The sequence below is a fragment of the Microcoleus sp. B4-C1 genome (genome assembly GCF_036705285.1).
Taxonomy (GTDB): Bacteria; Cyanobacteriota; Cyanobacteriia; order Cyanobacteriales; family Microcoleaceae; genus Microcoleus.
In genome coordinates this window covers 22,809-46,021 of record NZ_JAUBUC010000032.1, presented here as the reverse complement: position 1 = coordinate 46,021, position 23,213 = coordinate 22,809, and the positions used below count along the sequence as shown (strand labels likewise).

The following is a 23,213-nucleotide window of genomic DNA, read 5'->3' as shown; positions in this document are numbered from 1 at the left end:
GCACAATCTTTAACTCAATTTTGATCAAAGCAACCGTTGCTTTCTTTCAAATTGAGCTAATATATAATATTTAGCTGAAAAAGCTGGTAATTGAAATCCTTCTCAGGGAATATTTCTAGTTGACAGGAGTCGATCGCCCCAAGACATTTATGTAGAAGGCACTTGTGTAGAATCAAAAAAATTCTCTATAAGTGCCTTCGGATGCGCGTCACATAGCAGTATCAATCTCAGTAACTGGTTTTATCGTGGGGTGGAGGCGGGTGTATTTAGCCTGTTTGCAATGTGAGATGGCGCTGGAGTGAACCCGGAGAGCGGTTTGTTGAAAATGTTGCAAGATATTGAGATGCGCTCGACTATCCACTGACTAATGACTAATAACTAATGGCTGCTGCTGTCGCACGGGAACTTGAAATTTTGCTAGATAAGTTTTAATTTCTCCTACACTGAGTTGCCCGTAATGCAGCAGGGAAGCCAGCAGTGCAGCTTCTGCTTTGCCTTCAGTCACCGCTTCGTAGATGTGGTGGCAGTTGCCGGCGCCGCCGGAAGCAATGACGGGAATTTCGACCATTTCGGCAATGCTGCGAGTTAATTCCAAATCGTAACCGGCTTGAGTGCCGTCCGAGTCCATGCTTGTCACCAGAATTTCCCCCGCGCCGCGCTGTTCGGCTTCTTTGGCCCAGGCGATCGCATCTTTGCCAGTATTTTCTCGCCCTCCGCGCACGTACACGTCCCAACCAGGATGATCTGCGTCTTGCCGTTTGCGAGCGTCGATCGCCACTACAATGCACTGATTACCAAATCGATCGCTGGCTTTGTCAATTAAACTCGGATCGCGCACCGCCGCCGAATTAATACTCACCTTATCAGCGCCCGCCCTCAACAAACTTTTAATGGTGTCTAAGGATTGGATGCCGCCGCCCACCGTCAAAGGGATAAATACTCGATCGGCCGTGCGGTACACCACATCGATCATAATATTCCGGTCTTCGTGAGTCGCCGTAATGTCCAGAAACACCAACTCGTCAGCACCGGCATCGTTGTAAACCTGAGCCATTTCTACCGGATCGCCAGCATCCTTAAGGTTGACAAAATTGACACCTTTGACCACGCGACCGGCTTTCACATCCAAACAAGGCAAAATTCTTTTCGACAACATAAAATTCTCGTATTTCCAACTTATTGACCGCCGCAGCGAGGAAAAGGCTTTGTTGATATCTTCAAAAACCAGAAGTTAAGCAACAAATCTTAAAGATACCTTGTGTTTAACAATTCTCGATCGGAGCCGGAGAGCCATTTTTCAATTTTTTTATGCCCCGTTAGTCTAAATAAAATTTGGCGGGCAGTGGGAGCCGTGACATTAGGTAGAATATTGGTAGATAGTTATATTTTCAGCAAAAAAGCACCAAATTTAACTCCCCAGATAGAACTGTGGGGTGAAAAATATGACAATTTCGCTTATGATCGAACCATAACTACCTTTGCTGGCGATCGAATTGTGGTTCGGCAATCCTGTATGGTTTGGTGCATCGACGATCGACTAAACAATTTTAGATTTGAGATCGGCCGATTTGAGGTTTTTTAGCAGCAATCTCAGTCATAAGCCGCGCGGTAAAGTTAAAATTTAAAGTTTAAAACCTCAAACCGGTTGACTTGATGTCGTTTTTAGGGCTGTGGTGACTTTGCAAGCCAATCCACATTTGGTACTTCGTACAGAGAAAAGCGGCAATCGCTACTTGCCGCTCTCCGGCAGCAATTGCTGGACAGTAGGGCGGAGCGATGACAATAATTTTGTACTGACCGATCGCTGGATTTCCCGTAATCACGCGATGTTACAGCAAATGGAGACAGGAGAGTTCTACCTAATCGACTTGGGCAGCCGCAATGGTTCCTTTGTCAACGGGCGGCGGGTCAGTATTCCTGTCACTCTCAGAAATGGCGATCGGATTATTTTCGGTCAAACCGAATTGGACTTCTACAACCCAACCGCCGGCCACCGACACGATCCAATACACGAGACAGACTCTGAAGATTTTACGGCGACTTTGACGGTGCGTAGCCTGATTAGCGTCATGGTAATGGACATCCGAGACTTTACAGTTTTGACTAGGCAGCTAGACGAAACCCTCCTCTCGGAAGTCATCGGCAATTGGTTCCGCAAAGCAGGACAGATCATTCGCGAACACGGCAGTTGGGTGGACAAATACATCGGCGATGCCATCATGGCAGTCTGGTTCCACAAAACCAGCGGTGTCAGCAGCGAGGAAATGATGCGGATTTGCCAAGCTTTGAGCGAACTGCACAAGGCAACAGACGAACTCAGCAGCCGTTACCCCCTGCCTTTTCCTTTGCGAGTCGGGGCCGGCATCAATACCGGTTATGCTATGGTGGGAAATTCTGGCAGCAGCGATCGATCGGACTATACTGCCTTGGGAGATACTGTAAACGCAGCATTTCGCCTGGAATCTTGCACCAAGCAACTCGGCAAGGATATCGCTGTGGGAGAAACTACCTACAAATATCTGACTCAATTAGGGGCCCAGGGCGCTTTCGAGCAGCACACCGTTGCTTTGAAGGGTTACGACCATCCCACCGTGACTTACGGCGGTACTTATGCTGACTTGAACGCTTTTCTCAAAACGAAAGGAAAAAGTTCTTGATAGCTAGAAAAGTGGGTGCGGGGCAAAAATTAACCCCTTAAAATCGCAGTCCGAGTTTTTAATTTGGAGTGCCTTTTATAAACTTGTCTGCGATGCTTAAAACTCAGCCAATATCATATATAATCTGCGTTGTCAATACCCCAAGGGAAAGTTTATAACAGCCCTCTACCTATTGCGGATTTATCTGAAAAACTGCATAAGCAAAATGGTAGTCTCTACATAAATGCTGTGTATGAAATTGGGAGACAAAACTTCATGAAACGATTGGGTCGTCTATTGGCAGTATTGGGCTTAGTGCTGGGCTGCTTTGCATGGGCTGGAGACCAAAGCGCGATCGCGGCGTCATTAAGCCGTATCGTCTTGCCATCATCCTCGCTCCTAGCTGTTGAAGCTCCGGCTAGAACCAATCGCGCCGATGAGAAGCTTGCCACAGAATACGGCAAAAAACTTGATTTGAATAACAGCGCCGTCCGGGACTTTCGGGAATTTCGAGGGTTGTATCCCACTTTAGCTGGACTAATTATTAAGAATGCTCCTTACGAAAATGTTGAGGACGTACTCAATATTTCAGACTTGACGGATGCTCAGAAAAAAGTGCTGCAAGCTAACATGGACAAATTCACCGTAACTGATGTTGAATCAGTCTTTATTGAAGGAGACAACCGGTTGAATAATGGTCTATACGACTAGGTAGCAGCGGGTCTCATTTGAAGTCAGAAGTCATTGGGCAGAAGGCATTCGGCAGAAAGAAAAGATTTTTTTCTACAGGCTGATGGCTTCTGCCTTTAATTTCTCAAGACTTACTTTCAACCACCATTGAGCAAAAGCCTGCAAAAATTCGCTAGCTTGAAATAAGCGGGTTCCCCTTATTCATCTAAAGTCTAAAATCTAAAATCTAAAATCCCTTGAGTGACATTAGTTCAAGTCCCCAGATTCATCTGTAGACTCAATTCTCAAATCTAAAATCTAAAATCTAAAATTGACTGGCGGCAGACTTATGACTGACAAATTTGACGTATTGGTAATAGGTGCTGGCGCGGCGGGTTTGTACACAGCACTCTGCCTGCCAGAGCATTTACAGGTGGGCTTGATCAATAAAAATACCCTACCTGTTTCTGCAAGCGATTGGGCTCAAGGAGGGATTGCTGCGGCGATCGCCCCTGAAGATTCCGCAGCGCTGCACGTTCAGGATACACTGGCTGCAGGAGCCGGTCTTTGCGATTTGGAGGCGGTGAAATTTTTAGTCGAGGAAGCTGGTGCTTGCATCGACTCCCTGGTGAAAATGGGCGTTGCATTCGATCGCACCGGCCCAGATTTAGCCCTCACCCTAGAAGCCGCCCACTCCCGCCGCCGAGTTCTCCACGCCGCCGACACTACGGGCAAAGCCGTCATCAGTACGCTGACAGCAAAAGTATTAAGCCGCAAAAACATTCAACTCGTATCTCCTGCCTTTGCTTTGAGTCTGTGGCTAGACCAAACCGGGCGCTGTCAGGGGATTAGCTCGATTTGTGGCTCACAAGTCAAGTGGCTGCAAGCTAAAGCCGTGGTGCTGGCGACAGGCGGCGGCGGACAGGTTTTTGCTCAAACGACCAATCCGTCGGTAAGTACCGGGGACGGGGTGGCAATTGCGTGGCGCGCCGGGGCGCTGCTGCGAGATTTAGAATTTGTGCAGTTTCACCCGACGGCGCTGAGCACAGCGGGCGCGCCTCGGTTTCTCATTAGCGAAGCGGTGCGGGGAGAAGGAGCTCATTTGGTTGACAGTAAGGGATATCGCTTTGCTTTTGACTCTCACCCCAGCGGGGAACTCGCCCCTAGGGATGTTGTCAGTCGCGCTATTTTCCGCCACTTACAAAAAACGGGGGAACCTCATGTTTGGCTGGATTTGCGCCCGATTGCGGTCGATCGACTGCGCTACAGGTTTCCCAATATTATTCAAGTGTGTGCTGATTGGGGAATTGATATTTTTTCCGAACCGGTGCCGGTGACGCCCGCGGCCCATTACTGGATGGGAGGGATTGTGGCTGACAAGTTCAACCAAACTTCGATTCCGGGTTTGTACGCGGTGGGAGAAACTGCGAGCACGGGGGTACACGGTGCTAATCGGTTGGCGAGCAATTCGCTGCTGGAATGTCTGGTTTTTGGGGCGCAGATGGGACTTTTGCAGCTAGAAGGTGGAAAGCCCGAGGCACTCACAGATGAGTTAGATGCAGAGGAAATCTGGGATAAATCGATTTCTGAACAGGACATTGAGGCGATCGAAAGGTTGCGGGTTGAATTGCGGAATTTGGTGTGGCAGAGTGCGGGCATTTGCCGGGGACAGCGGGATTTGGAAAGTGCGATCGTCCAACTTGAGATTTGGCGGCAAGAATTTGCTTCGTTGCCTTTGAGTCAAACGCTTGATAATTTACGGCCCGGACAAATTATTGATTTTTCCCCTACTGAGACGGAGAATAGCTCGATTTTGCGAAATTGGGGAGAAGTTGGGAATTTATTGGATATCGGCTATTTAATTGTCAAAAGTGCTGCGTTTCGCACCGAAAGTCGTGGCGGTCATTACCGAGTGGACTATCCCCTCACCGATCCGGATTGGTGCAGCCATACTTTAATTAACCAATCCAATTGGTACAAATCTCCGCGAATAGAAGATTAAAATTTATTCAAAATTTGGGGTCAGCGCGTTCCCGTACCGTCACTTTCGGGGTTCCCGTTCGGGGTTGGTTCGTATTTTTGGAGATTTCCAAACCTAGAGGTTGATGTCACTGTCCCAAGTCTGGGGGTCAATGGCGTCGGGATCTTGCCCGCGCTACGGGCTTTTGTGAAATTGCTAGCTGAGTTGCTGGCAAGTCGAGCCGCATTGGCGGTGCCGACTATATTCACTTGCAGGCAGACCGCCAGGGTTGCCGTTGTTGTGAGCTGAATCAAAGTACGCATAGTATTCACCGCCTTATTCCAATCACCGCAATAGATCCACGTGTGTACCACCTATTATATCTATCAATTTCCGTATTTCCACTGATGTCTTTACATTTACTTTAATTAACTTTCGTAAGTTTACATAATTTTTTTTACATTAAGGCTTTTGGCGATTTGAATTTGGTTTCAGGTTGTGATTGATTTTAATATTTTGTAACATTCAGATGAGACGGCAAGTTGCTCTCATAAGTTTTATCTTGGGGTAAATCTATCTAATGACAGATGACAGATTAGAGACTTTAAATTTATGTGATTTGAGATGTGAGATTTCACTACTTAAAACATTTTTTTGAACGGTTTCAAAAAGCTTAGAAAGCTTACGGTTTAAGGCTCGATCAACAAGCTATTTTCCTGAAGTTAGCTGCACAGGGGACGCCTGAAATAATACAGTATATTCCATGTATATGCGGTACACACAACCTTGTCGTAAGTAAGGTGCGTCGCCACCAGTCAATCTGCAAGTTTCATTAAACATGAGCAGATCCGCACCCTACATAACAATGTACCAACAATAGAGCTTTATAATGTACTTCACGAACCACCGAATATGCTGTATCTCCCTCACTGCCCAATTAAGGTTTGAGACCTAAAATTGCTCAAATTTTGTCTGAAGTAATTGAGATTTTAGATAAAAAAATTGAATAATTATAAATGACTTATCAATATCGGGGTGGGGACTTTACCTACAGTTGTATTATGTTTTTAACTGGTCTTAATTAATAAAAGTGATATTGATTTTTCCCGCGTTCCTTAGCACGATACATCGCAACATCGGCATTCTTAACTAAAATCTCTGGCTCTTGACCGTCAATGGGATATAAACTAATGCCAATACTTGTAGTTACAGAAACTGTATGTTCTTCTAAAATAAAAGGCTGCATAATGGCGTCGCAAATTTTTTCAGCTACTTTCGCAGCTTCCTCACGGCCGGGAATTACGGGCAAAATGACTGTGAACTCGTCGCCGCCCAACCGCGAGATTGTATCGCTGCCGCGCAAGCATTTTTTGAGCCGACTGGCAACTGTTTTTAAGAGTAAATCGCCCACATTGTGTCCGAGAGTGTCGTTGATTGACTTAAATCCATCTAAATCTAAAAACAGTAAAGCTACCAATTCCTGATTGCTGGAGGCAATTTCTAGAGACTGATGCAAGCATTCGTAAAACATTTGGCGGTTGGGCAAACCGGTAAGAGAATCGTGATAAGCTTGGTGGCTGAGCTCAGCATTTTTTTGTTCGAGGGCATTTGCGCGGAGTTGGCGCTCGGTAATATCTCTGATTGCTCCGACTAAAAATAGGTTGCCTGCAGCATCTTTATGCAGGGATCTTTTAGTCGCAATTAGATGCGTAATTCCGTGAGCGTCAGTAAAATATTCTTCATTTTCTCGCGGCTGGTGAGTTTGAAATACTAATTCGTTTTCCTGCCAAAATATCTCGGCTTCGGCTTGGGGAAATAAATCGTAATCGGTTCGGCAAGTTAAAATTTCTAAAGGATAGCCAATAAACCGACAATATGCCTGATTCAAAACTACGCAGCGGTGATTTCTATCTTTGACAAAAATTGGGTCGGGAATTGTATCGATTAGCGATTGTAAAAATTCTTTAGACCGTTTTAATTCTTCTTGCAAGTGAGCCAGATAACCCACAACAGCAGCACCAGAACCCACAAGACTGACGATTGGAGGAATTAACGGTAGCCACCAACCGGCTAAAAATACCAAGTATAAACTGGCACTCAGACCTAGACAGATACTTAATAAACAGTAAGCCGATCGACCAAGCGATCGCAAATTCCAACTCACATTTGCTCCCGCCCAAGACCACAGCAAAATCCACAGCAACTCCGCAGCCTCTGGCCAGACATTGATACCCCCGCGCCCGTCGATGGCTGCACTCAAAATTTGGCTCAAGAAATGAGCCTGAAGCTCGACTCCCGGTATTTGTTGGGGAGGACTAAACCAACCGGAACTGTAAGAATTTTGGTAAAAGTCTTTGAGGCTGGGGGCATTTGAGCCGATCAAGACAATGCGCGATCGTACAAAATCAGCAGGTACGGTGCCAGATAACACATCGCTCATCGATGCAGTGCGAAAACTGCCTCGTGGGCCGCGCAGGTTGGTCAAAATTTGATAGCCACGGCTGTCCGATCGAACGTAAGCACCGTCATTCGGTTGAAAAGGCCGAAAAACCCCCTTGCCTAACTGCAAGTATGTAGGATTGACTCTTGCTGGTTGAGGCGAAATTCCTTCGCTTTTGAGGTAAAGCAAAGTCAGTCTGAGTGCGAAACTTTGATGAGTTTTGCCGTCTCCGGGCCAAGCGTAGAGCAAAGTTCGCCGCACTTTTGAGTCAGCGTCGATGACAACGTTGTTGAAACCGATTCGATCGAGCTTGTCAAGTACCGGAGGTGGGCGAACTCCCAACCTGGTTTCGTCTGGCATCAATTCAATGCCGATTAAGTTGGGAATAGTTTTAAAAGTTTTGAGCAATTCGGCGTTACCCGGTTGAGTTGGCAAATCTCGGTAAATGTCGAGGCCGATCGCCCGCGGCTGGCCAGCGTGCAATTTTTGCAGCAATTGGGCCAAGACAGCATCCGAAATTGGGTAGCCGTATTTTTGCAAGTCAGCTTCCTTAATTTCTACAATGACGATGCGCGAGTCAATGGGTTCGGCCGGTCGCCAGCGCACAAATTGGTCGAAAGCAGCCCATTCCCACACCTGAAAACATCCGAACCAGCGCATTAAAATGACCGTACTAGCAACGGCACTCGCAGTAATCAATACTCGGCGTTCTCGATCGACCCATTTTTTGATAGTTTCTAGCATATTTTGGGGATTTGGGCTTCGCCCTGTGAGCATCTAAACTACTACTACGTATAGGTTTTACATCTCCGAGTCGATTTTAGATTTTAGATTTTAGATTATCCAATTTTTTGGTTTTTCGGTGCGAGCGAGTCGATTTTAGATTTTAGATTTTAAATTTTAGATTATCCAATTTTTTGGTTTTTCGGTGCGAGCGAGTCGATTTTAGATTTTAGATTATCCAATTTTTTAGTTTTTCGGTGCGATCGGGCTGCAACAGCAGAAACCGGGTTTCGCCACCAAAATATGTCATTTCAACAATCATTCTGGAAGCAGAAACCCGGTTTCTGGCGTTTTTTTTTGTGTAAAAGTTCTAGTATTTATTCGCTGCTCTAAATACTAGAGAGCCACAAATTGTTTTAAAGTTTTTCGTTGTAACTAATTTTTACTATTTTTTTATTGATTATAGATGCGAGATTTTAGATTAATTTCGCCGCACGAGCCAACGATAAACTAAGTTAAAAACCAGGATATTTCCGGCCAATCAATCTAAAATCTGTCATCTATAATCTCCAACTTTCCTGTCAGTTTTGAAAGGTGCGGGGGCCGGTGTAACCCGATAAATCAGCGAGTTTATCCAAAGATTGTGTCCCTGCATAAAACTGACCATTAATCTCCCAAGTGGGGAAACCTTTAACATTCGCAGCCGCCGCTTGGCAAATTTGGGCGCGGGAATTTTGCCCCCTGGGATCGCATTCAAAATAATCAATTATTTTGGCTGCTTCTTTGCCGAACAGCATTTTTTGGTCGTGGCAGTGGGGACACCAGTAAGCGCCGTACTCTTTAGCGCCGATTTGTCGGAGGTGGCGGGCCAAAGCCATTTCGGCAGGGCCGGAGGTGGTAGTGACGGCAGGGGGTGCAAGTCCGGGGGTAGAGACAATAGGAGGAGGTGATTTGACGCTGTTATAAAGTCCCAAGGCGCCGATCGAACTCACCATTGCCACCAAAATGCCTGTAAACACCAACTGCCCGATATCTTCCCACTCGCGCCCGACTAGCACCAGTACAAACAGCGACAGCGCAAATAAGGCAGAAGTGACGCAGTAAATGCACAGTTCCTGAATTTCAAAAGCCATCAAATACATCAAATAGCTGCTGAAAATTACCATCGCAGCGGTGATGATAAATAGCGCTTGCCAAGTTTTGTTTTCTAGTTGAGAGTGCAGTCCTTTCTTGGTGGCGGGATTTACAGCTTTGGGAGCCAATGCCAGGATTGCTATGCTCAGGTAAGCCAGACAGCCTAACAAACTTAAAGGCACTGTACCAAAGACTGTGGCGTAGGGACTGTTAAGAACTTTGTCGCAGCCGCTGGTGGGACAAATGACCGAGCCATTGGTGAATTTAGCGATCGTGAGATAGGCCGTTTCTACGACGCCTATGGCTGCGATCGCTGCCATCACAGTCCGAGACCAGCGATGAATCCAAGGGGTTGAACGTCGGCGAATCATTTTTTGATTTGGTAATTTGGGAATTGGGAATTGTTGACTGTCGACTGATGACTGTTGACTGTTGACTGATGACTGATGACTGATGACTACTGCCAACAGTCAACAATTCCTATTTTACGTTTTACTTGTGACTTTGCCCGGTTCCGGTGTTGGCCCTCTTGAGCCATTAGCATCTCTATTTTCCTGTTCGGGCTCTTTCTGTGACAAGCTGCGACGGGCAGCTTCTACAAACTGACTGACGCGGATCGGATCGATGGGCTGCTCGATGCGGCCGTTTCGTTTCAGGGAACTCGATACGATTACGCCGTCAGCGGCCTGCATGAGGGTGGAAATGTTTTCCCACGAGGCGCCGCTGCCGATGAAAACTGGAATTCCAGCAGCAGCAGCACTCGCGAGTTCTAAGTCTTCGAGATTGGGAGGGCTACCAGTTGTCCAGCCGGAAAGGATTACGGCGTCGGCTAAAGCGCGCCCGATCGTCTCTTGGACGGCTGTGGTCAAGTTGGGGCTGCCTAGGGGTCGCCCGTGCTTGACTAACACGTCTGCTAATATTTTGACATCGCTGCCCAATTCCCGGCGGTAGCGCAGTAGCTGGTGAGCTTGGCCTTCAATTAAGCCTTGGTCTGTAGCCATAATGCCGTTGAGGACGTTGACGCGGATGAATTGAGCTCCTGTGCAGGAGGCGATGGCGATCGCGCTGTGGGCGTCGTTTCGCAGCACGTTAACGCCGATCGGCAGCGTCACGAGATTTGTTAGCCTCTCGACTACCAGAGTCATGGCACTTACCACAGCCGGATCTACGCTGTCTTTGGCAAAAGGAGCGTCGAAAAAGTTCTCGACAATGATACCGTTTGCGCCACCAGAAGCCAGCGCTGTAGCCTCTTGCTCGGCTCTTCCGATAATAGCTTTGAGGTTTCCGCCCCAGCGGGGAGAAGTTGGCAAAGGCTGTAAATGTACGACACCGATTATGGGATTCGGCGTTTTGAATATTTGTTTTAAGTCCACGGATTTTCCTGAAACCACCAAGTTCACTGACGGCTGACGGCGGATTTTGACGGTATATTCTAGAATTCTATATCGACGGGGGCGATTCGGTTGACTTAATCGGGTCGCCAAGTTGCTCAAAGCCCGCAGCCATAACAGTTTAGATTTTAGATTTTAGATTTTACAAAGGCGACCTCACCTCACTCAAAGACGGATACTTGCTTGTAGACAGGAGTCCTGGAAAGCAAAAAAGTTTAGATTTTAGGGATATTTCCCAGATTCATCTGTGGAGTCAATGCTTTAATCTTTAATCTCAAATCGACTGACTACAATCGGGGTTGAAAGCTTGACTGCAGTTGCATTCTTTTTTATACCTTGGTGTCGGCAGGGGTTTTTCCTTCTCTATCGAGGTTGACTGGTGGAAGTTGTTCTCATAATTTTGGCTGTCACCGCAGCATTGGGGGCGGCAATCGAAGTGCTGCTGCGGGTGCTGCTGGGTTTTGGTAATCCCTTGATTTATATTGCCGATGCCGAGTGCGGCTATTTGTTGGCGCCCAACCAGAAGGTGCGCCGCTTGGGCAACCGGATTGAGATTAACGAGTATTCGATGCGTAGCGGAGCGATCGCCCCCCTCCCCGATCCGTCAACTCTGCGCGTTTTGCTATTGGGAGATTCTGTCGCCAACGGCGGTTGGTGGACACATCAGACAGATACGATCTCGGAAATTATGGCTCGGAATTTGAGACTGCAAGTACAGAATCTGGCGAGCGATGCACAATTAGGTTCACAAGTCAACTATTTAAATTTTGAAGTTCTCAATGCCTCAGCCAATTCTTGGGGGCCGAGGAATCAACTTGCTTACGCCAAGCGGTTCGGTGTTTTTGGGGCAAAGGCTTTGGTTTTACTGCTCAATACGGACGATTTGTTTGCATCGGCTCCTTGTGATCTGGTTGTGGGGCGCGATCGATCTTACCCGGATCGCAAACCCCGATCGGCTACGTTAGAGTTATTGAGCCGCTACCTGCTACCTGCAGTGCCGACTCCTCAATTGGCCGCACCCGGAGCCACAAGCGGCGATGTAGTAGGCTGCAACTTAGAGGCTATTAGCCAAATCCAGAAAATAGCTGTATCCGCCAACATCGAGTTTTTGCTAGCCGTCACGCCCAAGCGGGGCGAACTCGGCGGCCCGGGCCCTCGCGACTGGGAAGTCAAGGCTAGAGCGCGTCTCGCCGAACTCGTAGAAACAGAGAAAATTACTTACATAGATTTTCTTCCCATTTTCAATTGTGCGGCCGAATTTCCAACTTTGTATCGAGACAGCATTCACCTGAGTCCTCAAGGAAATCAGCTAGTTAGCAAAACCATCAGTCGTCAAATAGTCGCTCTTTTTTGGCTTGACACTCTCCGGCCTTAAGGCACGGGGATTCTTAAGACATTTCAGTCTTAATATCCCTATAGCTAGGGTTCCCAGGCTGACTACTCTGGGCACAAAAGAGTGCGTAGTCATATCTCCTCAAAAATGTTTTGGGCGTAGACTTTCCCCCAGTCCGGGGGTAGGTTTTTACATCTTGTCTGATTTGGTTATTCTACCATCTTCATTTGTTAAGATGGATTTGTTATTTTACTTAACAATGGAAAAAAGCCGTCCTACAAGGACAGGGTTTTCAACCCAATTTTCTGATAAATCCTAACCTCACCTCAAGACGGACAATTGCCCCCGACTCGTGTTGTGGAGAGCAAAAAAATTTAAACCTTAGTTCAAGCCCCCAGATTCATCTGCAGAGTCAATCTAAAGTCTAAAATCCTTCGACGCTCGCGCGAATCGAGTGAGCGCGGCTCGATGCTCGCGCTCGCCGAAATGCTCGCGCCCCCGTCTCAAATGTCAAATCGGCTGACATCGAATCCGGTTGCATGGGAACAGTTATTCTCTTCAACAAACAACAAACCCAAACTGTAAAAGCACCCGGAAACGACAAGATTTGTCTCGTTCTAACTAACTTGCAAAGTAGACTCTAGCTCTTTCGGATACCAAGCTTGACCGTCGAGAGCCATTTGCTCGATCGAACTCGCAAGCCGCAGAGCTTTGAGAGCTTGTTCTCCTCCCACAGAAGGCTGATTTCCACCCCGCACGCAATTAATAAAATGCTCCAATTCTGCGTGGAGCGGTTCAATATTGCTGGTGTAAACTTTCTCGATCAACCCATCTTGACGGTAAAGCACCTGACCGTAATCCGTCACGTAATTGGCGGTTGTTTGTCGGTGAATCAAGATTTCGTTGTTGAGAAAATCTGCCTCTGTCAGAGAATTTTTGCAGTGAGCCACGATTGAACGGAGTTTGCGGTGCGTCACCTTACTGGCAGTCAGGGTGGCGACAATGCCGTTAGCAAAGTTCAACGTCGCTGTCACGTAGTCTAAATAACCTGAATCTGATGCCCTGCTGCCGCTGGCCGTCAGCTTCACTACTTGGGAATCTGCCAATTCCAGGAGCAAGTCGATGTCGTGGATCATTAAATCCAAAACTACCGATACGTCGTTAGCCCGCTGGGAATAGGGACTCATCCGGTGAGCTTCCAATGCCAGTAACTCTTCAGTTTTCAGCACTTTGCCGAGTTCCTGAAAAGCTGGATTGAAGCGCTCGATGTGACCCACTTGTAAAATCCGGTGGGCCTCAGCAGCCGCGTTGACCAAAGATTCGGCTTCGGCAATGCTAGCCGCGATCGGCTTTTCAATTAAAACGTGAACACCCGCTTGGAGACAAGACATCCCCACAGGGTGATGCAGGCGAGTTGGAACGGCGACGCAAACTGCATCTACGTGGGCGAGCAAATCTCGGTAGTCTTCAAAGAAGCGAACCCGGTATTTGCTTGCTACATCTATTCCCCGCTCTACATTTATGTCGGCAACACCGACGAGTTCGATATCTTTTAGCAAGCTCAGAACTCGCGTGTGATGCTGGCCCATATTGCCAACCCCAATCACCCCAATGCGGAGGGGTTCGGGTTGACTTCGCTGGGCGAAAACGTTTGCGTATCCCAATGACATCCTATCTAGCACTCCTGGATTCTCCTCCACCACCACAGGAATCAAGCCCCTTGGCTTCCCTCAGCTACTCACAGCCATCCAGATAGTACCACAGTCAAACTATTTGTGAAGAATTTCTAAGTTCAGTTGCGATTATCGCATCAGGCAATTAAGCAGAAGCGAATCATACACAAGGGCAGAATACTGGGGTAAAATATCTGGAAATTGCGTATTGACAAAATTTATAAAATGTGTATAGCTAGCGGGACGATCGTCGGCAGCATAGCAACAACAACACAAACCCGTCGGAATATTTGGCGATTACGATCAAACATTTTTCTGGTTTGTGTTCAAAAGTAATAGTGAAAGTCAGAAATTATACAAATACAACAGATGACGCATCCGTATTAGTTCGGTTATTTACATTCCGCAATCTTTGAATTCAAAAAAATTTACTTTAAGAATGGGGATAATTACGGGCGATCGCTCACTCAAATCAACTAGACTTACGTAAAGCTTAATAAAAAACAATGTGTCAAAAACAAAGGCTCAGATTAGGAAGTGCGATCGCTAGCACAATTTTAAGTTTGTTTTCAGCGGTGTCATTAGCAGGAGTAGACAAAGCACAAGCCGCCGTACTCACCTACAATATCAATTTTGACGGTCAAGGTAGCGGTTTTTTAAAGGTGGATAACTCCTTGCTTACAGGAATAGACATTGAAGGAATTTCCGAGGGGACAGTTTCCGAGGGAAGAATGTACGGTTTTACTTTTCCCGAGTTGGGAAGCACAAAAGAATATGATAATTTGGCAGGGGTTCGAGCTGTATTTCGTGAAGGGCAGTTTCTCGGAGTGCAAGCCAGCGGCGGCGACGGTGCGATAAGAGACTATATCAGTCCTCCAGACGAACCAGGAGGGCCTTTTTTCTTGAGGGTTGAGGGCAGCGCATATTGGTCTATCGGAGTTACCTCTGGCTCGTGGAGTAGGGAGGTAGTACACAGACAGGTGAACTATCAATCATATATAGACGATGGATCGATCGTCACCGACAGCTATGTTATATACTCTAGATATATCTCCCCCAATGCCGAGGTTTCTTACACTTTAGTGAATACCGAACCCGAACCTGTTCCCGAACCTCTCACTGCTGGGGGGACAGCTTTAGCATTGGCAGGTTTAAGCTGGTTAAAACAAAAGAAAAAAATGGCAGCTTGAGGTGCGATCGCACATCAACAATTAAGCACTCAGAAGTCACTTTTCCAAGAATATTCGAGTTGCAAAATTTTGCTCTCGATTCGGAGACAGAGCTCTGGCTTTCAAAATCGCAGCTACCAAAAACGCATAGGACAAAACTCCCACCAAGGCCAGCAAAAGTACGCTGGCGGCTCCCGACGCATTCCACAAAGCGTGAAGTGCGGAAGCACTGAAATAACCTACGCCCAAAATTTGCCACCGCTTCCTGGGTTTGAGGGCGCTCAAACCGATAAAATATCCCAAATAGCCGCTGTAAGCCATATGTCCGGCGGCGGAACCCAAAATCCGGGGAATTAGCAACTGCAATCCTACTAATTGTCCGGCGTCGGGCCCTGCTTGCAGAGTGACATTTTGGATGACATTGGGAACGTACTGTCCCAGAGTTTCTAACAGTGTAAAGCCGACTGCTGAGGCACTTCCTAACAGAATGCCGTCTAAAGGTTCCCAAACGCCGATGCGATCGCGCCACGGATTTTTCAGCCAATTTCCCAGCAACATTGCTCCCAAAACGGGCAGGGCTTTCAGCAATTCTTCCATTAGACCCGCCCCGAAAAACATTCTGGTCAAAAAAGGCAAAAAACTGATTGTTTCGCCTTCGATTGGCAGACGGCCGGGCAAAATTTCTCTAAATACTAATATAAATCCAATTAATAAGGGGCTGATCACAATCAGGACTGTAGCTAAAGCCGAACCAAGCAATACCCACCAAGGCTTGTGTTTGCCACACAGTTGATAGATAAAGTAGTAAGCCGCACCGGCGAGGTAAGCTGACAGCAGCAAGTTGAATGCTGCGGAATTGCCAACGGCGACAAACATCGACACGACAACAATAACTGTGGCGATACCTGGATATAAGTAAGCTTTTTGGCTTAATTGTTTGCCCGTGGAGGCGATCGGGAATAATTGAGTTAAAGTGAGAGCGTCTTTTTCGATACCAGCAAAATTGCCCGTTTGTGGTGAGCTTAATCCGGGTTGATTTTGGTAAGGGGTTACGGGAGATTCAAATATAAATTCAGGGCCGTCCAGGCCGAGACTGATGCGATCGCCTGTTTCTAAAGTTTGGCAACCAGAGAGCTTTTTTCCGTTGATATAAGTTCCGTTAGCGCTGTTAAGGTCGCAAATTTCCCATCTTGTCAAAGTACCCTGGGTTAGGGGACGGATCATGGCGTGGCGACGGGAAACCATGCCGTGGGCGATCGACTCTAAAGTTATTTGACAATTGCGATCGCGTCCGATAACCAATTCCCCTTCTTCAGAAAGTTGGTACTTGGATACTGGGGTTCCCACAGCGTCTTGGGCTGGCACTTGTCGCAGAAATCCGATTTCATTAGTCATGAGTTATGAGTCATTAGTCATTAGTCATTAGTCATTAATCATGAGCTCGCGAGCTGTTAGCTGATGTTATTTTTGAGCAGTCTTTATTCCACAGTTATTGGTTGTTAGCTGCTGACTAATTACTAATTACTAATTACTAATAACTGCTGACTAATGACTAATGACTAATAACTCTGCTTAGAGATTTGCCCTGGCATCCTGAACGGCTGCATAGAAAAATATGCCAGTTAGCGGTACGCTCAGGGCGAGGATGATGCCCGTGACTAAATTGCCAAGCTGAGCTTCTCCCGATGAGAGCTCAAAAATTGAGCCGACTGCCGCGATCGCAGTGATGCACGAAAGAGCTAATAGTAAACCACTTTTCGGAGTTCCTGCCATCATACTGATTTTACTGCCTTTGGCGAAAATTTCTGCTTGACTAATGCTTCATTCAGTGCCAGCTTGTTTTCTACTCTGTCTACAAACAGCACTCCGTTGAGGTGATCCATTTCGTGCTGAATTGCCCTCGACAGTAAGTCTGTTGCTATCAGGGTTTGTGGGCGGCCGTATTCGTCGCGGTAGGAGACTTCAATGACTTCTGGGCGTTTGACTTCTAAATAAACTCCCGGAATGCTCAAACACCCTTCTTGCAAGATGCAGATATCGCCGCTGCTACTTTTGATGGTGGGGTTGATCAAAACCATTGGGGGTGTGGCAGGGTTTTCCGGGTCGCAGTCGAGCACGATTACTTGTTTGTGGACTCCGACTTGGGGGGCGGCCAAACCGATACCATCCGCACTGTACATGGTTTGCAGCATTTCTCGGACTAGCTGCCGAATTTCTGCATCGACGCTTTTGACGCGCTTGGCTGGCTGCCGCAGGACGCGATCGCCTAATGTGTGTATTGTTAGGGGTGGTTTTTCTAACTTTTTCTTTTCAATCAAGACCTGAACCGTCATAGAACCTCGCGGGATGTTTGGAAACCCCCAACGAAAGCTGTTGGGGAATGAAATTGGAACCAATACTATTATTTTCAATATTAATCTAATTTTAACTCCTTGCTGGGAAGTCCCCCGCTATAACTTTACCCAGTTTAGGGGCGGGATGAAAGGCAGGGAGATTGTAGGTACGGAAATCTCCAAATCTTTATTTTTGTAGATATTTTACTGGAATGTGTATAATACAGTAAGGAGGTAATGAGATGCTGCATACTGCCATCAAGGTTCGACTTTATCCAACATTAGAGCAACAAGCTCTACTGTCTCAGCACTTTGGCTGTGCCAGATGGTGGTGGAACTATGGTCTAAATAAGTCAATTGAGACTTATAAAGAAACGGGTAAAAGCCTTGGTCAGTCAGCACTCAATGCCTTTTTACCAAAACTCAAGAAAGCCGAAGAAACACTTTGGTTGTCTGAATGTTACAGCCAAGTTTTGCAAGCAACAACGCTCCACCTCACAACCGCCTATAAAAACTTTTTTGCAGGTCGTGGTAGGTTCCCGCGCTACAAGTCAAAGCATGATAAGCAATCGATTCAGTATCCTCAAAATGTCAAGGTACTTGATGGGTTTGTTCAGTTTCCTGGCAAGGTCGGCAAAGTTAAAGCCAAGTTGCACAGGAACATAGAAGGAAAAATCAAAACCGTTACGGTTAGTTTAAATCCTTCTGGGAAATACTTTGCCTCAATATTGACGGAGAGTGAAGGCGACAATCCGACTGTTTCAACGGTCGGCAAAGTAATTGGAATTGACTTGGGATTGACTCATTTTGCTATTACGAGCAATGGCTGCAAAGTCTCTAAGTATGATCGCCCTAAGCATCTAGCCAAACACGAGAAAAACCTCAAACGCAAGCAACAAAAGCTAGCTAAAAAACAGAAAGGAAGTAATTCAAGGAACCAAGCTAAAAAGACGGTAGCTAAAGTGTACGAACGGGTAACTAAATCCCGTCAGGATTTTCTACATAAGCTTTCGCGAAAGCTCGTCAATGAAAACCAAGTTGTCGTAGTAGAGAATCTTAATGTCAAAGGCATGGTACGCAATCACAATTTAGCTAAAGCCATATCTGATGTGGGATGGGGAATCTTTATCAATTTCCTAGCTTACAAGCTAGAGAAAAAAGGTGGCAAGTTGGTTGAGACTGACCGCTGGTTCCCCAGCTCCAAGCTCTGCTCTAATTGCTATTACCAGATTGATAAGTTACCGCTTGATGTTAGGGAGTGGACTTGTCCTAATTGCGGTACTCGTCATGACCGTGATGGTAACGCCGCAACAAACATTAGAGCGGAAGGCATCAGGATATTACAGACGGATGGAGCAGCCGTTTTTGCTAACGGAGGGGAAGTAAGACCAAAGATTGGACGCAAGTCTGTTCTGAGGCATTCCTCTGTGATGTTAGAAGCCCACACTATAATCGTTTCGATTTAGTGTGGGTAGTTCACGTAGCCATGACTGGAAACGCACCAAACCAACGGCCGGTTATTTCTCTGGGACTTTCGCCTGTTGTAGTGGCGGTAGAGCTTTTAGGTGCGATCGCGCTTTTGCTGGCTGTTTTGCTCATCGTCAAGTTTTGGGCGGTTTTGCCCGATCGAATTCCGATTCATTTCGGCTTGGGGGGGCTGGCTGATGCTTGGGGCGACAAGGTAACGATTTGGATCGTGCCGGCTGTGGCTGCCATTATTTTTGCGGTTTTAACTGCAATATCGCGCTATCCGCATACTTTTAATTATCCGGTACGGATTACTTCTGAGAACGCTCACCGCCAATATCTGTTGGCGCGAGGCCTTTTGGTTTGGCTGAAGGCGGAGATTTGCTGGCTGTTGGCGTTTGTGGTGCGGCAGCAAATTCTTGTCGCTTTGGGCAATGCTCAAAGGTTTAGTATCGAGTTATTTTTAGGGTTAGTTGTTTTGATTTTTTCGACGGTAGGCGTGTATTTGCTCAAGGCTTATTCTGCTCGCTAGATGTAGGGCAAAACACTTGTATTTACCCAAAAACCATGTTGTTTTGTCATTTTTTTACCGATATTAATAATATCTAATATATCAAAAACAAAGAAAATTACTTGGTAATGAGGAATTTATTACTCAATTTTTTATCAAAATTTTAGTCCTAAATACAAACATTTTTGATTGTGGCTAATTGACCGAAAGCATCCAGGATACAAGCCCCCGGATTCATCCCTGGAGAAATAAAAAACCTGTAGCCGATAAACTTCCCTCCCCGAATTTATCCGTAGGTAAATACTTCAATACTTCAATTCTTAAATTCTAAAATCTAAAATCTAAAATCGATACTTCAATTCTTCAATTCTTCAATTCTTCAATTCTAAAATCTAAAATCTAAAATCTAAAATCTAAAATCGATTGACTGGACATGATAGGAATCACAGGCGAGAGGTTTGTGCTACGGTAAACGCATCTCAACTAACCCATCAGATATGTTTGCTGATTGTTCATCGGCAATACTCGCAACCGTCGATTTTTCAAATCTGGTTCTAAGCCTAGTTCTTCCATTGGAATCACCCCCAACAAAACAGCCGAAACGCCTTCGGGCAATTCTAAACAATCAAATCTGCCTTCTCTCCCCTCTACAATAATTTGAGCACCTGCAAAAATTCGGCCTTTTTTGATGCCAGCCGATGTTTCTACCTCTCTTTCTCCTACTTGTTTTAAACCTAGTTGGCTAATAATGGGAGCTGGCAAGGAAAGCAGAGTTGATCCAGTATCGACAACAACGTTATCGAGGGTAACAGAGCGAACTTCCTCAGCAGCAATGAATCCCCGTTCAGCCATAACTAGATCGATGCGATTCGTGACGGCGATTGTTGTAACAACTTGACCCCTTTGTTTTTCTGGCAGATTGGGGAGTACCAGGGCCATAGTATGTTTCCTCTTTGAGCGTAATTAGTGGAGATTTATATTGTAATATTATCTAGAATCCTGCTTGGTTAGTTAAAATCGTTTTATTGACCAGCCACAGTTAGAATTTGCCTCAACGCATGACACCAGAACCAAACTCTTCTCAACCCAATCGCCCTGAATCTAACGTGACTGTAGAAAGTCAGAACGGTGCGAGCCCTAATGTGCCACCAGAATCAGGGATAATCGTCGCTACTACTGAACCGGAAAAACCGCAGCAGCAGCCTCCAACCCGCAAGGTTTTATTGCAGCCAAACCAGGAACAAACGACTCCTGAGAAGTCGGGGTCAGTGCTGACGCTGGGGTTGATCGCAGCGATGATTTTTGGGCTCGCCAATGACAACATTTGGCTGGGCTTAATTGGTGCCGTGGGTGCGATCGGCATATCGCTGCGGCTGATGTGGCCGAGTTGGGGCAAAATCTGGGCGCAGGTAATTCCGCCGACTTGGCGCACGCTGATCGTCGCCTGCTTCGGGCTTTTAGCTGGGATTGTTGGCTTGCTGATGCTCAGCGGTACTAATACTGAACCGGGAAGCCGCAACATCCAAATCAACTGGGAGGCAATCGGGGCTCTCGGCGAGTTGATCGGCGCTTTGGGCCAAATTTTGATCGCAATTTTGGGCGTTTATGTGGCTTGGCGGCAGTACGTGATCTCGAAAGATTTGACTATTCAGCAAAATCGAATTACGCAGCAGCAAACGATCGATGCTTATTTTCAAGGGGTTTCCGACTTAGCCCTTGACGAACAAGGGTTTTTGGAGGACTGGCCGCAGGAAAGGGCGATCGCAGAAGGCCGCACCGCTGCGATTATGAGCAGTGTAGATGCTGAAGGTAAAGCTAAAATTTTGCGGTTTTTGTCGCAGTCGAGATTGGTTACTCCGCTGAAGCGCGATCGGCTTTTAGGCCGCCCCATCCTTGACGGCGACGGCGGCTACGCTGAAGATAGAGATCACGGTATCCGCGTTATCGACCTCAATGTAATGTTAGCGGGTGCTAACCTGGCTGGCACCGATTTGCGGTGGACGGATTTGAGCGAAGCCAACCTCGTCCGCGCCAATCTCAGCAAGTGCGATTTAGTGAAAGCCAACCTCTCGCGCGCTGTCTTGTACGACGCCAATCTCGCTCGCGCCGACATGAGAGCCGCCGCATTATTCTACGGCTCGGCACAAACTGCATCCCCCCGCAGCCGTACCGAATTTCCCAACTATCAAACGGGCGAACATACCGGCGCTGTGGTTGAACGTGCTGATTTCACCGCTGTCAAGCGGCTGTCGGACGAGCAGCGCTATTACTGCTGCGCTTGGTGCGGATCGAAGTCGAGAGAGACTATTCCCGGTGGCTGCGAAGGGATTCCCAATAAACTCGGACGTTAAAATTAGCAGTACGGCTGTACTTACGTATATATTTGGCGATCGCTCGGCAGCGGACTATACTTTAATTTTAAATCTACAGTCTTGCGCTGTTTTAGCCATGACAAATACTGATTTAGGGCTAGAAGTAATTCCGCGCCGGCAGCGCTCCAAAAGCCGGGAGGGGGTAATTTTTGTCGCTGCTATATGCTTCCTGATGGGACGGTAAATGGCACATATAAATCGCTAATTTAGGCTACAGCTATGCAGATGATGGGCATCAGCATTCTGTGGCTTTTTATCCGCTGTTTCCTTTGCTGATGGGCGACTTCACGACTCTGGGAATGAAAGTAAAATTAGCAGGGATACTCATTAATAGTTGGGCATTTTTGCTTGCATTATTGGTGGTTGCAAGCTGTTAGTAAAGTTGCTCTGATTTGGGCGGTAGCTATTTGTTGTGGTATGGGCGAAAAAGGCTGAGCATTACAGTCGTCTATTTCGGCTTTTGCTCTTTAGCGCTACTGCTCAACTCCAGTGTTATGCAATCGCTTCATCGCTACGCTTACGGCATTGTATCGCTCTCCATCGGACTCGGTTTAGTGTTGAGTAGTCACCCTCGTTGGGGATATGCTGTTATGACAGTATTGGCTACATTCCTGCTGTACATGGCTGTTAAATTTACTGCGTGTAGGTAGCTTAAGATAGTTTTCCATATTTTTTGCACAAACTTAATTTACTCTATTTCCCAAGCTGCCTGAAAAAAGTCTCTTTCGCATAGCATAGCGTAGCGATAGGTTGCTTCAACTTCTGGCCCAGCCTCTGCGTAGCGATCGACCAAACTTTCCAGCCGTTTTGCTAAAATCTCAAAATCCGAGCTGCTATAGGTGGAAATCCAGTCGCTAAAGGCGTGTTCCGGTATATTAGGTTTAGCTAGCTGCTGTCCCAAAAAAGCATACAACCGCAAGCAAGGAGTCATGGCGGCTACTGTCAAACCTACACCACTCCCCCAGGCTGTCGCTAATAAAAAATCTGTGTAGCGGCGGGTAGCGATTCCCGGTTTTGCCTCTTGCAAGTTTACACCCCATTTGGCTGCATATCCTTGATGCAAACGAAGTTCTTCTAAAACGCCACTACCGAGATTGTGGAGAATTTCAAACCCCTCCCAGTCGGGTGCTTTTGCCGCAGCGATACTATAAGCACGAGCGAAGGCTCCCAGAAAAAATGCGTCTTGTGCAACGTAATATGCAAAACTATTTTGGGGGAGGCTGCCGTCAGCAATCCCTCTGACAAAGGGATGTTGCAGACAAGCTTCGCTTAAGTCTTGATTTGCTTGCCAAAGATAATTGGAATTTGTCATGCAATTTTGAATCGATGGGTTATGATTGTAATTTTTATAGTCTGACTAAACATCTATGATAACAGATGTTTGAGCTTGGCGTGTGTCATT

21 protein-coding genes are annotated in these 23,213 nt (G+C 46.7%); 10 read left to right on the top strand and 11 right to left on the bottom strand.

Going from position 1 to position 23,213, the window contains the following annotated elements; all coding sequences use genetic code 11:
- Positions 1-364: 364 nt before the first annotated feature.
- Positions 365-1,156, bottom strand: coding sequence for an imidazole glycerol phosphate synthase subunit HisF (hisF, locus tag QUB26_RS14850; RefSeq protein ID WP_333244576.1), 792 nt, complete (start codon positions 1,154-1,156; stop codon positions 365-367).
- 195 nt (positions 1,157-1,351) lie between these two features.
- On the opposite strand from hisF, the gene QUB26_RS14845 reads away from it, so the two are divergent.
- The 4 genes from QUB26_RS14845 to nadB all read left to right on the top strand — a co-directional run bounded on the left by QUB26_RS14845 (position 1,352) and on the right by nadB (position 5,307).
- Positions 1,352-1,582 (top strand): hypothetical protein, encoded by a 231-nt coding sequence (locus QUB26_RS14845; protein WP_333244573.1) that lies wholly within the window; start codon positions 1,352-1,354, stop codon positions 1,580-1,582.
- An 88-nt stretch (positions 1,583-1,670) separates the two neighbouring features.
- On the top strand, positions 1,671-2,657 hold the full coding sequence (locus QUB26_RS14840) for an adenylate/guanylate cyclase domain-containing protein (protein WP_333243783.1): 987 nt from the start codon (positions 1,671-1,673) through the stop codon (positions 2,655-2,657).
- Between the two features lie 255 nt (positions 2,658-2,912).
- Complete coding sequence (psbU, locus tag QUB26_RS14835; protein ID WP_333244570.1) at positions 2,913-3,347, top strand: photosystem II complex extrinsic protein PsbU; 435 nt, start codon at positions 2,913-2,915, stop codon at positions 3,345-3,347.
- A 307-nt stretch (positions 3,348-3,654) separates the two neighbouring features.
- Entirely contained in the window at positions 3,655-5,307 is a 1,653-nt protein-coding gene (gene nadB / locus QUB26_RS14830) for an L-aspartate oxidase (RefSeq protein ID WP_333244567.1), read from the top strand.
- A 20-nt stretch (positions 5,308-5,327) separates the two neighbouring features.
- On the opposite strand, the gene QUB26_RS14825 is transcribed toward nadB, so the two are convergent.
- The 4 genes from QUB26_RS14825 to btpA all read right to left on the bottom strand — a co-directional run bounded on the left by QUB26_RS14825 (position 5,328) and on the right by btpA (position 10,935).
- A complete protein-coding gene (locus tag QUB26_RS14825; protein WP_333244564.1) occupies positions 5,328-5,588 on the bottom strand; it encodes a hypothetical protein in 261 nt (86 codons plus the stop codon).
- A 758-nt stretch (positions 5,589-6,346) separates the two neighbouring features.
- On the bottom strand, positions 6,347-8,482 hold the full coding sequence (locus tag QUB26_RS14820) for a CHASE2 domain-containing protein (RefSeq protein ID WP_333318595.1): 2,136 nt from the start codon (positions 8,480-8,482) through the stop codon (positions 6,347-6,349).
- Positions 8,483-9,009: 527 nt separating this feature from the next.
- The gene (locus tag QUB26_RS14815; RefSeq protein ID WP_333057495.1) at positions 9,010-9,933 is read right to left on the bottom strand and encodes a vitamin K epoxide reductase family protein; all 924 of its coding nucleotides are present in this window, start codon (positions 9,931-9,933) and stop codon (positions 9,010-9,012) included.
- Between the two features lie 114 nt (positions 9,934-10,047).
- Positions 10,048-10,935: a photosystem I biogenesis protein BtpA gene (gene btpA, locus QUB26_RS14810; RefSeq protein ID WP_333057464.1), complete on the bottom strand. Its 888-nt coding sequence runs from the start codon at positions 10,933-10,935 to the stop codon at positions 10,048-10,050.
- Between the two features lie 397 nt (positions 10,936-11,332).
- On the opposite strand from btpA, the gene QUB26_RS14805 reads away from it, so the two are divergent.
- Positions 11,333-12,328: a GDSL-type esterase/lipase family protein gene (locus QUB26_RS14805; RefSeq protein ID WP_333244558.1), complete on the top strand. Its 996-nt coding sequence runs from the start codon at positions 11,333-11,335 to the stop codon at positions 12,326-12,328.
- Between the two features lie 575 nt (positions 12,329-12,903).
- Here QUB26_RS14805 and QUB26_RS14800 read toward each other — a convergent pair.
- On the bottom strand, positions 12,904-13,956 hold the full coding sequence (locus tag QUB26_RS14800) for a Gfo/Idh/MocA family protein (RefSeq protein ID WP_015178266.1): 1,053 nt from the start codon (positions 13,954-13,956) through the stop codon (positions 12,904-12,906).
- 509 nt (positions 13,957-14,465) lie between these two features.
- Between QUB26_RS14800 and QUB26_RS14795 the strand changes: the two genes are divergently transcribed.
- Complete coding sequence (locus QUB26_RS14795; protein ID WP_333318593.1) at positions 14,466-15,149, top strand: PEP-CTERM sorting domain-containing protein; 684 nt, start codon at positions 14,466-14,468, stop codon at positions 15,147-15,149.
- Between the two features lie 36 nt (positions 15,150-15,185).
- On the opposite strand, the gene QUB26_RS14790 is transcribed toward QUB26_RS14795, so the two are convergent.
- The 3 genes from QUB26_RS14790 to def form a co-directional block, all read right to left on the bottom strand.
- Positions 15,186-16,523, bottom strand: coding sequence for a PrsW family glutamic-type intramembrane protease (locus tag QUB26_RS14790; protein ID WP_333318591.1), 1,338 nt, complete (start codon positions 16,521-16,523; stop codon positions 15,186-15,188).
- Positions 16,524-16,700: 177 nt separating this feature from the next.
- Positions 16,701-16,901 carry a hypothetical protein gene (locus QUB26_RS14785; RefSeq protein WP_199292547.1) on the bottom strand — a complete coding sequence of 67 codons (201 nt, stop codon included), beginning with the start codon at positions 16,899-16,901 and terminating at the stop codon, positions 16,701-16,703.
- Positions 16,901-17,461 carry a peptide deformylase gene (gene def / locus QUB26_RS14780; protein ID WP_333057458.1) on the bottom strand — a complete coding sequence of 187 codons (561 nt, stop codon included), beginning with the start codon at positions 17,459-17,461 and terminating at the stop codon, positions 16,901-16,903. The genes QUB26_RS14785 and def overlap by 1 nt, the downstream gene beginning before the upstream one ends.
- 242 nt (positions 17,462-17,703) lie before the next feature.
- Here def and QUB26_RS14775 point away from each other — a divergent pair, with 242 nt between their 5' ends.
- Positions 17,704-18,927: an RNA-guided endonuclease TnpB family protein gene (locus QUB26_RS14775; protein ID WP_333318589.1), complete on the top strand. Its 1,224-nt coding sequence runs from the start codon at positions 17,704-17,706 to the stop codon at positions 18,925-18,927.
- A 20-nt stretch (positions 18,928-18,947) separates the two neighbouring features.
- Entirely contained in the window at positions 18,948-19,460 is a 513-nt protein-coding gene (locus QUB26_RS14770) for a DUF1648 domain-containing protein (RefSeq protein WP_333318587.1), read from the top strand.
- Positions 19,461-19,922: 462 nt separating this feature from the next.
- Here QUB26_RS14770 and QUB26_RS14765 read toward each other — a convergent pair whose 3' ends face one another.
- The gene (locus QUB26_RS14765) at positions 19,923-20,378 is read right to left on the bottom strand and encodes an aspartyl protease (protein ID WP_333318585.1); all 456 of its coding nucleotides are present in this window, start codon (positions 20,376-20,378) and stop codon (positions 19,923-19,925) included.
- A 119-nt stretch (positions 20,379-20,497) separates the two neighbouring features.
- Here QUB26_RS14765 and QUB26_RS14760 point away from each other — a divergent pair, with 119 nt between their 5' ends.
- Positions 20,498-21,790 (top strand): pentapeptide repeat-containing protein, encoded by a 1,293-nt coding sequence (locus QUB26_RS14760; protein WP_333243997.1) that lies wholly within the window; start codon positions 20,498-20,500, stop codon positions 21,788-21,790.
- A gap of 515 nt (positions 21,791-22,305) precedes the next feature.
- Positions 22,306-22,461, top strand: coding sequence for a hypothetical protein (locus QUB26_RS14755; RefSeq protein WP_333318583.1), 156 nt, complete (start codon positions 22,306-22,308; stop codon positions 22,459-22,461).
- A 38-nt stretch (positions 22,462-22,499) separates the two neighbouring features.
- Here the strand turns inward: QUB26_RS14755 and QUB26_RS14750 are convergent, their stop codons facing one another.
- Positions 22,500-23,123, bottom strand: a complete 624-nt coding sequence (locus tag QUB26_RS14750; RefSeq protein WP_333244001.1) for a TenA family protein — start codon at positions 23,121-23,123, stop codon at positions 22,500-22,502.
- Between the last annotated feature and the right edge of the window lie 90 nt (positions 23,124-23,213).